General features: G+C 57.1%; 11 protein-coding genes and 1 pseudogene. 6 read left to right on the forward strand and 6 right to left on the reverse strand.

Annotated elements, in window-relative coordinates; genetic code table 11:
- Positions 1–29 precede the first annotated feature (29 nt).
- Positions 30–2,447: a DNA topoisomerase (ATP-hydrolyzing) subunit B gene (gene gyrB / locus AKJ29_RS01120; RefSeq protein WP_055187343.1), complete on the forward strand. Its 2,418-nt coding sequence runs from the start codon at positions 30–32 to the stop codon at positions 2,445–2,447.
- Positions 2,448–2,683: 236 nt separating this feature from the next.
- Here gyrB and AKJ29_RS01125 read toward each other — a convergent pair whose 3' ends face one another.
- Genes AKJ29_RS01125 through AKJ29_RS19120 form a run of 6 tightly spaced genes read right to left on the reverse strand, consistent with a single transcriptional unit; the run spans position 2,684 to position 6,702 of the window.
- Entirely contained in the window at positions 2,684–3,655 is a 972-nt protein-coding gene (locus AKJ29_RS01125) for a hypothetical protein (RefSeq protein ID WP_055187344.1), read from the reverse strand.
- On the reverse strand, positions 3,652–4,068 hold the full coding sequence (locus AKJ29_RS19795; protein ID WP_200909133.1) for a restriction endonuclease subunit S: 417 nt from the start codon (positions 4,066–4,068) through the stop codon (positions 3,652–3,654). Before AKJ29_RS19795 ends, AKJ29_RS01125 begins: the two co-directional genes overlap by 4 nt.
- A gap of 19 nt (positions 4,069–4,087) precedes the next feature.
- Entirely contained in the window at positions 4,088–4,975 is an 888-nt protein-coding gene (locus AKJ29_RS01135; protein WP_055187345.1) for a restriction endonuclease subunit S, read from the reverse strand.
- Positions 4,938–6,071, reverse strand: coding sequence for a class I SAM-dependent DNA methyltransferase (locus AKJ29_RS01140; protein WP_082392470.1), 1,134 nt, complete (start codon positions 6,069–6,071; stop codon positions 4,938–4,940). The genes AKJ29_RS01135 and AKJ29_RS01140 overlap by 38 nt, the downstream gene beginning before the upstream one ends.
- Entirely contained in the window at positions 6,068–6,430 is a 363-nt protein-coding gene (locus tag AKJ29_RS01145) for a hypothetical protein (RefSeq protein WP_055187346.1), read from the reverse strand. The genes AKJ29_RS01140 and AKJ29_RS01145 overlap by 4 nt, the downstream gene beginning before the upstream one ends.
- Positions 6,427–6,702, reverse strand: coding sequence for a type I restriction-modification enzyme R subunit C-terminal domain-containing protein (locus AKJ29_RS19120; protein ID WP_139231448.1), 276 nt, complete (start codon positions 6,700–6,702; stop codon positions 6,427–6,429). The genes AKJ29_RS01145 and AKJ29_RS19120 overlap by 4 nt, the downstream gene beginning before the upstream one ends.
- Between AKJ29_RS19120 and AKJ29_RS19125 the strand changes: the two are divergent.
- The 5 genes and pseudogenes from AKJ29_RS19125 to speA form a co-directional block, all read left to right on the forward strand.
- A pseudogene (locus AKJ29_RS19125) lies at positions 6,690–6,908 on the forward strand (DUF411 domain-containing protein); the annotation flags it as partial. The gene AKJ29_RS19120 and the pseudogene AKJ29_RS19125 overlap by 13 nt on opposite strands.
- Positions 6,909–7,100: 192 nt before the next feature.
- Positions 7,101–9,623 carry a heavy metal translocating P-type ATPase gene (locus tag AKJ29_RS01155; RefSeq protein ID WP_055187347.1) on the forward strand — a complete coding sequence of 841 codons (2,523 nt, stop codon included), beginning with the start codon at positions 7,101–7,103 and terminating at the stop codon, positions 9,621–9,623.
- A gap of 5 nt (positions 9,624–9,628) precedes the next feature.
- Positions 9,629–10,024 carry a Cu(I)-responsive transcriptional regulator gene (cueR, locus tag AKJ29_RS01160; protein WP_055187490.1) on the forward strand — a complete coding sequence of 132 codons (396 nt, stop codon included), beginning with the start codon at positions 9,629–9,631 and terminating at the stop codon, positions 10,022–10,024.
- 128 nt (positions 10,025–10,152) lie between these two features.
- A complete protein-coding gene (locus AKJ29_RS01165) occupies positions 10,153–10,989 on the forward strand; it encodes an agmatinase (protein ID WP_055187348.1) in 837 nt (278 codons plus the stop codon).
- A gap of 259 nt (positions 10,990–11,248) precedes the next feature.
- Complete coding sequence (gene speA / locus AKJ29_RS01170; RefSeq protein ID WP_055187349.1) at positions 11,249–13,138, forward strand: biosynthetic arginine decarboxylase; 1,890 nt, start codon at positions 11,249–11,251, stop codon at positions 13,136–13,138.

Below are 13,138 nucleotides of genomic sequence, written 5' to 3' on the forward strand. Positions count from 1 at the left end.
TTTGGGGACAGAATTACAGGAAGGCCCACATGGCTGATGACGCGCAAAATGGTGCCGAGTACGGCGCCGAATCCATTAAGGTTCTCAAAGGCTTGGAGGCTGTTCGTAAGCGCCCCGGCATGTATATCGGGGACACCGATGATGGGTCCGGTCTGCACCACATGGTATATGAGGTTGTCGATAACGGGATCGACGAGGCGCTGGCAGGTCATGCGGACGCGGTAACGGTTACGATTCACGCGGACAATTCGGTTTCCGTTTCGGATAACGGACGTGGTATTCCGGTGGATATCCACCGGGAAGAAGGTGTGTCGGCGGCTGAGGTGATCATGACCCAGCTGCATGCAGGCGGCAAATTTGACTCGAACTCCTATAAGGTGTCGGGTGGTCTGCACGGTGTGGGGGTGTCGGTTGTGAACGCCCTGTCCGACTGGTTGGAATTGCGCGTCTGGCGCGACGGGAAAGAACATGTGGCCCGCTTTGAACGCGGCGAAACCGCCGAGCATCTGCGTGTTGTGGGGGATTGCGGTGACCGCACCGGGACCGAAGTGCGTTTCCTGGCGTCGACGGATACGTTCTCGAACCTGGATTACCAGTTCAAGACACTGGAAAATCGCCTGCGGGAACTCAGCTTTCTGAACTCGGGCGTGCGCATCATTATCGAAGATGAACGCCCCGCTGAAAAACTGCATTCGGAAATGCATTACGATGGTGGCGTGAAAGAATTCGTGAAATATCTGGATCGTCACAAGACCCCCCTGATGGAAGAGCCGATTTTCGTGACCGGCGAAAAAGACGGGATTGGTGTCGAGGTGGCGATGTGGTGGAATGATGGCTACCACGAAAACGTGCTGCCCTTTACCAACAACATCCCGCAGCGGGACGGGGGCACCCATCTGGCTGGTTTCCGGGGTGCGCTGACCCGGACGCTCAACCTCTATGCCAACTCAACCGGGTTGGCGAAAAAGGAAAAGGTGAACTTTACCGGGGATGATGCACGTGAAGGCCTGACCTGTGTGTTGTCGGTCAAGGTGCCGGACCCGAAATTCAGCTCGCAGACCAAGGACAAGCTGGTTTCAAGCGAAGTGCGCCCGGCGGTCGAAGGGTTGATGAACGAAAAGCTGCAGGAGTGGTTCGACGAAAACCCGCAGATCGCCAAGATGATTGCCGGTAAGATCGTCGAGGCTGCACTGGCACGCGAAGCGGCCCGCAAGGCGCGCGAAATGACCCGCAAGAAATCGTCGCTTGATGTGGCCTCGTTGCCGGGCAAGCTGGCCGATTGTCAGGAAAAAGATCCTGCCAAACGTGAATTGTTCCTGGTCGAGGGGGATTCTGCCGGTGGATCTGCCAAACAGGGGCGTTCGCGCCACGACCAGGCCGTGTTGCCGTTGCGAGGCAAGATTTTGAACGTGGAACGCGCCCGGTTTGACCGGATGCTGTCCAGCCAGGAAATCGGCACGCTGATTACCGCTCTTGGCACCGGGATCGGTCGTGATGAGTTCGACATTTCCAAGCTGCGGTACCACAAGGTCATCATCATGACCGATGCGGATGTGGATGGGGCGCATATCCGAACCCTGCTGCTGACCTTCTTCTTCCGGCAAATGCCGGAGCTGATCGAAGGGGGCTATCTCTACATCGCGCAGCCGCCGCTTTACAAAGTGTCGCGCGGCAAGTCCGAGGTCTATGTGAAAGATCAGATTGCGCTTGAGGATTACCTTGTCGGACAGGGGATTGAAGGCACCGTTCTGCGTCTTCCCTCGGGTGAGGAAATTGCCGGTGCGGACCTGGCCCGCGTGGTGGATGGCGCGCGCAATTTCAAACGTATTCTGGACGCGTTCCCAACGCATTACCCGCGCAATATCCTGGAACAGGCCGCCCTTTCCGGGGCGTTTGATCCGGGGCGTGCAGATGCGGATCTGCAGCGTGTGGCGGATGACGTGGCAGCGCGTCTGGATAAGGTGGCCGTGGAATATGAGCGCGGATGGCAGGGGCGGATCACACAGGATCATGGCATCCGTCTGGCCCGTGTGCTGCGTGGGGTCGAGGAAATCCGCACGCTGGATGGGGCCGTTCTGCGCTCGGGGGAAGCCCGCCGCCTGTCCGAAGTGTCGATGGAGACGCGGGATATTTACAGGGACGGTGCCAAGCTGTCGCGCAAAGAGCGTGAAATCCAGGTGCAGGGTCCAATTGACCTTTTGAATGCGATCCTGGCAGAAGGCGAAAAAGGCCTGACATTGCAGCGATACAAAGGTCTGGGCGAAATGAACCCGGATCAGCTTTGGGAAACCACGCTGGACCACGAAGCACGCACATTGTTGCAGGTGAAGGTGGATGATCTGTCGGAAGCGGACGACATTTTCACCAAGCTGATGGGCGATGTGGTTGAGCCGCGTCGTGAATTTATCCAGCAAAACGCCCTATCGGTGGAAAACCTCGACTTCTGACCCTGTGTAGGATTCCCCATAATCGTTCGCGACGCCCATAAGTTTTCGCGAGACACCCAAAGTCGTTCGTTTTGCTGAATTTTGGCGAGTTTCGGGACAGGCACGAAAATGCCCCGAAATTCGCTGAAACTTGAGGAATTGGCGAAAGTCGATGTCAGCATTGTTGGCGCCGCTTAATTTGCCCGAATTTTGGCTTTTGACGGTGCTCTTCGGTTCAGGCTTCGTGGCTTCGACGTTCAGTCGTCCTTCATCGCTTTCTGCATGCCGTAGGAGCAGGACGAGCAATATCCATCCAGAGGGTTGTAGTCATCGGGGTCGCAATCGGTTCCGCAAATGCCACAAGTCTGTGTCTCCTCGTTACAGAACACGCATTTCTGGTCATAGCGGCTCCATGACTCCAGAGAGCATTCTGGACAGGTCGTGATAGACGGCAACTCTCCGTTCTTCGCTGCAAGATACGATTGGCTGTCCACAAGTTCCGCGAGGGCGTGAAGGAAGGCATCTTCCCGATCAATTTCCTGATTACACTCTGCGCAATCCATCCAGAGGTTTTCGAATTCTAAGGCTACAGTTTCGTCACATCTCACCAAAGAAGACTTGCAATGTGGGCAGCGCAGGAACCTGATGGAGTCAGGAAGAATGTCTGCCCCCCAAAAGACGCCGTCAAACGTCTTACGACATTGCGCCGCTTGAGCTTCAAAGACTTCACTGTTTTGGAGAAGTGTCTGCCAGACATCCTCATCCAACAGAGTTGGCGGATCTTCCTCGAGGTGATCGGCCAAGAGCTTCTGGACGAGAGGTAAGGTTGATGCGAGCGCCTCCTTTGCAACAACTGGTGTCGCCTTGAGAAAAAGGTGCTCCGCGTCATTTCGAATGTTCGCAAGCGACGTCAATCGCCCCCAATCCAAATCCAGGTCAAGAGATTTGAACCTTTCCTCAATCTGGCGACGGTCAATCGTATTGCGATGTGCCTTTTTCGGCTTCATCAGCACTGACCCGTCTTCTTGTTTCTCTGGGACCAGGTCTTTGTAAATCAGGGACCCTTCGGAGCCCTCGGGTGAGGCGTTCCAAAGAACCTGTTTGCACAATAAAAGAACGCCCGCATAGAGATTTCGAATGGCCGAGAGCAGGCGGCGTTCATCATCTGCTTTGAAGTCTTCTACACCGAACTCAATGGACAACACGGCGTTATCAAGCAGCTCTTTCATGCCGTTTTCTTTCTATGAGCCCGCTTCGGTTTGGGAGTTGCGGCTCTGGCCTCACGGATGCGTTCAAGGAGCGCCTCTGCGGGCTCATCATCGGGATCCTGCGGCACAAGCTCACCTTGGAAGGCTTTGGCCAGCAGGCGCTCATCCAAGCGGTCGAGGAGATGGCTGGCGCGGCTGGCCTCTTCAGTCAGTCGGTCGATGCGAGAGAAAGCTGCTTCAATATGCCTGATGATCTTGGCTTGGTGTTCTGCTGGAGGAACGGGCACCGGTGCTGCGTTCAAGCCCTTCTGGTTAATCTTAGGCAGGACGGTTCGACCCTCGTGCTCTGCCGTGAACCAAGCGAAGTCTTCTGAAATCAACCAGCGATGTAAAAGGTGAATGTCGACATCAGGGCCACAGTCAACCGGATACATATCGGCACTGCAGGCCCCATCAAAATCTACGATGACCGCCTTCCGAAGATATGGTCGAATTTTTGAGTAAATGATCTGGCCAGAAAAAAAACTTGTGCTTTCCGCTTTTTACGCCGTCTTCCGCTATTGTGTTGTAAGGCAGGAGCCGACCCGTGCCAGATTCAATGTTGTCTGGAGCAACGTGTGGAAGGTCTGGCATTTCGCTTGGCGGCTTCAGGTTTGATTTGATCTTCGCGACTTCATCAAAACGCGCCCAATGCCAACCCTTTGGCAAATCCCAGCAACGGCGATTGAATTTCTCGGTGTCAACCGGCTCAAGCCCAAGCAACGCGCCTCGGAATGCTGCGCTTGAAATCGCCTGCTTGGCACGGGTAGCGAGAGCGGTGACGCGGGTGAGGTGGTCGCGGGCGGCAGAGGAACGTTCTGAGAGCTGATCCAGCTTCGTCACAATCCGCCGTTGCTCGCGAATTGGTGGAATAGGAATGGCAAAGTTTCGGCATTGAGAAAGTGAGATATTCACTTGGCCAACTACCCCTCTGGTCTCGCCGATGACCGTAGAGACCGGAATACCCGATCTTAAAAAATGATAGAGCCATTCAGTGATGACAGCTTCACTCGGCCGGAAAATGGTCAGTGCCTGATTGCAATTCCATTCATCAAAGGTTTTGGGAATGATCGCCACTTTGCCAAGAGGAGGGCCAACGATATTCATCAAAACATCACCAGGCAATATTTTGGATTTTCGCCCCTTGGTGTTGTGGGCTTCATCAGTAATGAATTGCGGGCGATAGCCGAAATCTATCGCCTGATTGACGATATTGTAGACCTTCAAAAAGGGGACGCCGTCCGCCGCAGTAAAGCCATCCCGTTTAGGGGTGAGTGCCGTCCTTCTGGCTGCCATCAGCATTACGCGTAAAGAACAAGACGTTGGTTTTGACCCCTTGGGCATAGAAGATGCCGGTTGGAAGGCGCAGGATGGTGTGGAGGTTGCACCAATTCATCAGCATCTGGCGAAGACGCCGTCCAACTCCATCCTCAAACAGCACATTGTCCGGCAGCACCACCGCCGCCCGTCCGCCAGGCTTAAGAGCACGGATAATATGCTCAACAAAGGCAAGCTGCTTGTTCGAGGTTTCTGCCGTGGTGGAGAAGTCATCCCTGGCAGGACGCCCGCCCCCACGTTTGGTGCCAAAGGGAGGGTTTGATAGGATCAGGTTGGCCTTGGGAAGCGCAGCACCTTCTGCGGTGAGCGTGTCCATCGAGTGGGCATCACCTTCGATCCCGTGCAGCATGAGGTTCATCATGCTAAGGCGATGGGTGTCCGGAACCAATTCGGCCAGCGTGTAGCATTCGCGGATCTGTTTCTCGGCAACCCCGTCTGGGAGACCGAACAAATCGTTGTTGTCTTCCGAAATCTGGCGATGAGCCGCGACAATGAAGCCCCCTGTGCCCGCTGCTGGGTCTTGGATCACCTCGCCCAGCTGCGGCTTTGTCAGGCGGATCAGGCAATCAATCAACGGACGGGGTGTAAAATACTGCCCAGCACCCGATTTCTTGTCTTCGGCGTTCTTCTGAAGCAGCCCTTCGTAAAGGTCCCCAAGACCTTCCTCTCGCGCATCGAACCAGTTCAGGTCGTCGATTGCTTTGGTAAGGCTCTTCAGGTTTGCAGGCTTGCGCAGGCGGGTTTGCGCATCTGTGAAGATGTCGAGGACCAAAGGATCTTTCGGGGGTTTCCGGTTGCCTTGCTCGTCCTTCTCGTCCGGATCGCCCAGGTTGGTCAGGGCGCGCTTGTAGTGGGTTAGCTGGTCCAGTCCTTCGCGGCGCGCGATTTCGGCCCAGCGGTATTCTTCGGGCACCCTACGTTCCTGACCTGTCTCTTCCATCATCTTGAGGAACAGCAGGTAGGTCAGTTCGGTCACGTATTCCGAGTAGGTAACACCATCATCGCGCAGGACATTGCAGAGGTTCCAGAGTTTGGCGACAATATCCTGTGTTGCACTCATTTGTAGAGGTCTTCCCTGCCGTATTGTGACGAGATCTTCCACTCGCTCATTTCCATGAAGTATTTTCTCCATTCTGACTTGCCGCCGACATATTGGAGCTGCGTAGCGCTGTCGGAGATGTCGTCATCAGGATGCTTTGAGCAGCCATAACGCAATCTGTGGAGAAGTAAAAACTGGAAGAGATGGATCCACGCGAAATCGGTGAGTTCATGAAGAAGCTCTCCCACAAGGTAGTCGTCCACCTCACGTTCATACAGCCGTTTGTGCATTTCACGGAACAGAAGATCAGCCACCAAACTTACATCCGAATGATCCATCCCAGCGTCACTTGCGACTTTTGAAAGGATGTCCGGATTCATGCGGCGGGCTCCCACGTTTCATGTTTGATCTCGTCGAGAATAGCATCAAGCTCCCCGCCAAACATCTTGTTGAGGCGCTTGTAGCCGCCCTGTTGTGAGAAAGGTGGTTCGTCAAACGCTTCGCGATCGACAACAACCTTCGCCTTCATCTCATCTCCAATCCGGGAAAGCCAACGTATTTGGACCGCGTCGAGTTTATGTCTGGCGGCAACATTGCGAACAGCATGATCGACGCGCTCAGAATACGGGATCAGGGCGTCTGGTAGAAGGATATGTCATCGAGGGGCATGTGCCGGCTGCTGATATTCGCCGTCTTCTGTCAGAGCGTCCTGATGCTGTTGGCCTGTCTGCGCCCGGAATGCCCTATGGGTCGCCGGGGATGGGGCCTGAGAATGAACGGGATGCCTACTCGGTCCACCTGATCCGAAAAGATGGCAGCACAGAGCTGTTCACCCATTACCCGGCAGGCGGATCCTGAGGGCAGGGGGGAGATGTGATCACCTGAACGGGTGTGTCACGGCTCTGCCCCGGCCCGTGTGTTTTGTGGGGCGACCTCCCCTCAAGCCCGACCCGGGGCAGTTGTCGCGCAGGAAAATATTGCGCAGCACTTGACCTTCCCCTTACTGGAACCATCATCTGGGTATCAAAACATCGAGTCGCGGAGGACACCATGTCTGATCAATCCCATTTCCGGCTGTTCGTAGAGGGCATGTCCTGCGCGAGCTGTGTCGGGCGCGTGGAAAAAGCCCTGAAGGCGGTTCCCGGCGTCGAGGGTGCCACAGTGAACCTGGCAAGCGAAAGTGTTGAACTTGCGTTTTCCGAACCCGCCACGTTGCCTGCGCTGACGGATGCGCTGGAGCAGGCAGGCTATCCGGCGCGACAGGCAGAGGTCACGCTGGAGGTTGAGGCGATGACCTGTGCCAGTTGCGTTGGCCGTGTGGAACGCGTCCTGTCCGCAACGCCTGGCGTGCTGAGCGCGCAGGTCAACCTGTCAACCGAAACGGCTCAGCTGCGCTATCTCGAAGGGGTTGTCACCCCCGCCGATCTGGCGCGGGTGGCGACCAAACTGGGCTATCCGGCCAGGGTCAAAACCGGCAGCGCCCCAGAAAACGAAGATCGGAAACACGCGGAAATTGCCCATCTGGGGCGCATCACGCTGTTGGCCGCGGTGCTGACCTTGCCGGTCTTTGTGCTGGAAATGGGCGGTCACCTGTTTCCCGCGATGCATATGTGGATCCAAAACAACATTGGCGCGCAGACCAGCCTGCTTGTGCAATTTGTGCTGACCACCATCGTGCTGTTTGGCCCCGGCCTGCGGTTCTACACCAAGGGGTTCCCGCTTTTGTTCAAGGGCGCGCCCGACATGAACTCTCTGGTCGCGCTGGGAACGTCGGCGGCCTATGGGTTTTCACTTGTGTCCACCTTCGCGCCGGGTCTGTTGCCGGATGGCACCGCCAATGTCTATTTCGAGGCCGCAGCGGTCATCGTGGTGCTGATCCTTCTGGGCAGGTGGCTGGAGGCGCGCGCCAAGGGGCGCACGGGGGAGGCCATTCGCAAACTGGTTGGCCTTCAGCCCAAGTCGGCGCGGGTTGAGCGGGGCGATGATGTGACCGAGGTGCCGATTGACACCATTGTGGTCGGGGATGTGATACATGTGCGCCCCGGTGAAAAGATCGCGGTGGACGGAGAGGTCCTGTCGGGCCGCTCCTATGTCGATGAGAGCATGATCACCGGAGAGCCGGTTCCGGTCGAAAAATCCACAGGTGATGAACTTGTCGGGGCAACCGTGAATGGCACCGGCGCCTTGCGGTTTCGGGCCACCAAGGTCGGGGCCGACACCATGCTGGCGCAGATCATCCAGATGGTCGAACAGGCGCAGGGGGCCAAGCTGCCGATCCAGGGGCTTGTGGACAGGATTACCACTTGGTTTGTTCCCGCTGTCATGGCGTTGGCTGCGCTGACAATTGTGACCTGGCTTGTGTTTGGCCCCGATCCCGCGCTGAGTTTTGCGCTTGTATCCGGGGTGGCGGTGTTGATCATCGCCTGCCCGTGCGCAATGGGTCTCGCTACCCCGACCTCGATCATGGTTGGCACCGGTCGGGCGGCCGAACTGGGCGTCCTGTTTCGAAAGGGGGATGCGCTTCAGTTGCTGGGGGAAACGCAGGTTGTTGCGCTGGATAAAACCGGGACGTTGACCGCAGGCCGGCCCGAGCTGACGGATCTGGCCGTGGCAGAGGGGTTTGAGCGCGACCACGTGTTGCGCCTGGTTGCCGCCGTCGAAGCGGGGTCGGAACATCCGATTGCCGAGGCCATTTTGCGGGCTGCCGAAGATCAGTCACTGGCCCTTCCCGAGGTTCAGGAATTTGCCTCCATCACGGGGTATGGTGTTTCGGCAATGGTTGAAGGGCAGAAAATCCTGATTGGGGCCGACCGGCTGATGGCCCGGGAAGGGATTGCGCTGGGGGATCTTGGGAGGATCGGTGATGAGCTGGGCCGGCAGGGCCGCACACCGCTTTATGCCGCGATCGGGGGTAAGATTGCAGCGGCCATTGCCGTGGCGGACCCGATCAAGCCAACCACATCCCTCGCCATTTCTGCGCTGCATGATCTGGGTCTCAAGGTGGCGATGATCACCGGGGATAATCAGGGCACGGCCGATGCCATTGCGCGCGAGTTGGGCATTGATCACGTTGTTGCGGAAGTGTTGCCCGAGGGCAAGGTGGATGCGTTGAACAACCTTCGGACACAGGGCAAGCTGGCTTTTGTCGGGGATGGGATCAACGATGCGCCCGCGCTTGCGGTTGCGGATGTAGGGATTGCGATTGGCACCGGGACCGACGTGGCCATTGAGGCTGCGGATGTGGTGCTGATGTCTGGGGACCTTGTCGGGGTGGTCAATGCGTTTGACATTTCGGCGCGAACCATGCGCAATATCCGTCAGAACCTGTTCTGGGCCTTTGGTTATAACACGCTTTTGATCCCAGTGGCTGCAGGTGTGCTTTATCCTGCGTTTGAGGTGCTTTTGTCGCCGGTTCTGGCAGCAGGCGCCATGGCCTTGTCCAGCGTGTTCGTCTTGTCCAATGCGTTGCGGTTGCGTTGGGTGCGCCCGGTTATCAGCGCCCCGACAGCGCGTCAGACGCCCACCGGAACCCCTCTGAAAACTGCTATGATCAGCGGAACGGGAGAAGTATGATGAACCTGAATATCGGGGATGTTTCCAAACGCACCGGGCTGCGTGCAAAGACCATCCGCTATTACGAAGATATCGGTCTGGTCAAACCCCTCAGAGATACCAACGACTACCGGGTTTTCCGTGAAACCGATCTGCACAAGCTGATCTTTCTCAGCCGTGCCCGTGCGCTTGGCTTCACGATTGACGATTGCCGGAACCTGCTTGCTCTTTATGAAGATGAAGGGCGTGCCAGTGCGGATGTTATGGCCATCACCCGCAAGCACCTTGCGGAGATCGAGGCCAAGATCAACGACCTTCAGGCGATGCATGCAACGCTGACCCACCTGAGCCGCGAATGTGCCGGGGACCATCGTCCCGATTGTCCCATTCTCGAAGGTCTCAGTGGTGAAAACTCTCATTGACGGGGGGGCATTCCGAAAGGATGGTTGTCCCGAGCGCCTGCGCCACCTGAAGCAGGGGCAAGTCGGAACGCGGTAAGAGAGATCACTGTTACGGGCGTTTTGGTCTGTCGTCTGGGGGATCGCGCATCATGGATCTGGCAGGCGTTCGCTGGTGCGCCCGGTTCGGTCCGCGGTCTGTGCGGGAAGCATCGACACTGTTCAGTTTTGGCCATGCGGGGGCCTATGATCATGAGGATGACGCGACCTATCTGGGTGAGGATGTGCGCATTGTCGATCTGGAGGATGCCGACATCATCCACACCAAGACCGAGGAAAGCCATGGGAGCATCGAATATGGCGTGAAAAAGATCCTCGCCGCCGGGGCGCTGCCGGTGATCATTGGCGGCGACCACTCGATCAACATTCCCTGTATCAATGCCTTTCGGGACAATTGTGCCGAACAGGGGCCGATCCATGTGGTGCAGATCGACGCGCATCTGGATTTTGTTGATAACCGCAAGGGGGTGACGGATGGCCATGGAAACCCAATGCGCCTGGCCATTGAAAAGGACTATGTCAGCGGCATGACCCAGCTGGGCATTCGCAATGTGTCCTCCACTGCCAGGGAAGGGTATGAAGATGCGCGCGCGCGTGGATCGGATATCCTGTCCGTGCGGCAGGTGCGGGCGTTGGGCACCGCGGGGGTGCTGGACCGTATCCCAAAAGGCGCCCGCTATTATGTCACGATCGACATTGACGCGTTCTGCCCCTCCATCGCGCCGGGCACGGGAACGCCTTCGCATGGTGGTTTTCTCTATTACGATGTTCTGGAAATCCTGCAGGGGCTGGCCAAACGCGGGGATGTCGTGGGGATTGACCTTGTCGAAGTGGCCCCCGCTTATGACCCGTCGGAAAGCACACAGATCCTTGCGGCACAGCTCTTGCTCAACTTCATCGGGTTCATTTTCCATAACAAATCCGGATAATATCGCAGCCCGCCCCCAAGAGAGGGCAGGTTTCGGATCTCTGGGGGGCTGGTGGGGGCAGTATTTTGTTGACTCGGCGGCCCACAAGAACTTAAACGCCGATCAGCTTTCTCGTGAAAGCGCAAACTGGAGTTTTATCGAGATGAAGTGGTTTCGTCTGCGCAATGCCGGACAGATTGAACCCGCGTAGTCCTGCGCGGCTGGTATGCCGTGCGCCTGATCTCCTTTTTTCCCATACATTCTGAAAAGGCTTGTTCCCATGTCCGATGAACAACCCCTTTCCCATTCCATCTACGGTATTGATCGTTGGAGCAAAGACCTTCTTTCGGTGTTGCCGAACGGGGATGTGGCGCTGTGTGATCCAGCCCACCCGGAAGCGGCCCCCGTTAGCCTGCCGCAGATCCTTGAAGACCTGCATGAGCGGGGCATTGCAAGCCCGCTGGTTTTGCGGGTGAAGAGCTTTCTGGAGGCGGAAATCCAGCACCTCAATGACAGCTTTGCCCAGGCCATTGCCAAGACCGGGTATCGTGCCCCTTATCGCGGCGTGTTTCCGATCAAGGTCAACCAACAGGCCCAGGTGGTGGACCGGATTGTGGAGTTTGGTCGCCAGTATGAATACGGGCTGGAAGCGGGGTCGAAACCGGAACTGGTCATCGCGCTGGCCCATCGCCTGTCGAAGGATGCGCTGATCGTCTGCAACGGTGTCAAGGATGTGGAATTCGTGCGTCTGGCGATCCTGTCGCGGCGGCTTGGTTTCAATACCGTGATCGTGCTTGAAAGCCCGAAAGAGGCCGAGATTGTTATTGAAACCGCGCGCGCGCTGGGCGTTGATCCTTTGCTGGGCGTGCGGGTCAAACTGACCAATCAGATCAGCGGAAAATGGCAAAGCAGCTCGGGGGACCGCTCGGCCTTCGGGATGAATACCGATCAGCTGTTGCGGGTGGTGGATCGTTTGCGTGACGAGGGGCTGTTGCATTGCCTCAAGCTCCAGCATTCCCATCTGGGCAGTCAGGTGCCGGACGTGAATGATGTGCGCCGCGCCGTGACCGAAGCCTGCCGCTATTTCACCGAACTGACCCGCGAAGGTGTGCCGCTTACCCACCTGGATCTGGGTGGCGGTCTGGGGGTCGACTATACCGGCGAACAGCGGGCAACCGAGAATTCTGTCAACTACACGATGGCGGAATATTGCGCCAATGTGGTTGAAACCGTGGCTTATGCGATGGACGAAGCGGGGGTGGAGCATCCGGTTCTGGTGACCGAAAGCGGGCGCGCTGTGTCGGCAACCTCGTCGATGCTGATTTTCGATGTGCTGGAAAGCACGCTTTACGATGCCCCGGATGCGCCCGAGCTTGAGCCTGATGATCACCATCTTCTCAAGGATTTGCAGGCGGTTTCCGGATATCTGGTGCCCGAGCGGGTTCAGGAATGTTGGAATGACGCCCTGTTTTACCGCGGCGAGCTGCGCGCGCTGTTCCGGCGGGGCTATGTGGATCTGCGCCAGATGGCACGGGGGGAACGGATTTATCTGAACCTGATGGCGCGGATCAAGGAAATCGCCCATGAAAGCCCGCAAAGCGGTGAACTGGACAAGGAACTGCAGAAGATCGCGGATGTGTATCACTGCAATTTCTCGCTGTTCCAGTCTCTGCCGGATGTGTGGGCGATTGATCAGCTGCACCCGATCGTGCCGCTGCAGATGCTGGATCAGACCCCGGATCGCCGCGCGGTTCTGTCTGACATCACCTGTGACAGCGATGGCAAGATGGACCAGTTCATTCTGGCGGGCGAAATTGCCCCCTCCCTGCCGGTGCATTCGCTGCCCGAGGACAAGCCCTATTATCTGGGCGTGTTTTTCGTTGGGGCCTATCAGGAAACGCTGGGGGATCTGCACAACCTGTTTGGGGATACCAACGTGGTGACAATTGACCTGCGCGCCGATGGCGGGTTTGATCTTTTACATGAGCAGGAAGGGGACACGATCGCGCAGGTGCTGTCCTATGTCGAATATGACCCCGCAAGCTGTATCGCCACGTTCCGCAAGATGGTGGACGAGGCAATTTCCGCCGGCGGCATCACCGCCAATGAACGCAAAACCCTGATCGACGCCTATCGTGCGTCGATGAATGGCTACACTTATTTTGAATAA

Source organism: Aliiroseovarius crassostreae (genome assembly GCF_001307765.1).
Lineage (GTDB): Bacteria > Pseudomonadota > Alphaproteobacteria > Rhodobacterales > Rhodobacteraceae > Aliiroseovarius > Aliiroseovarius crassostreae.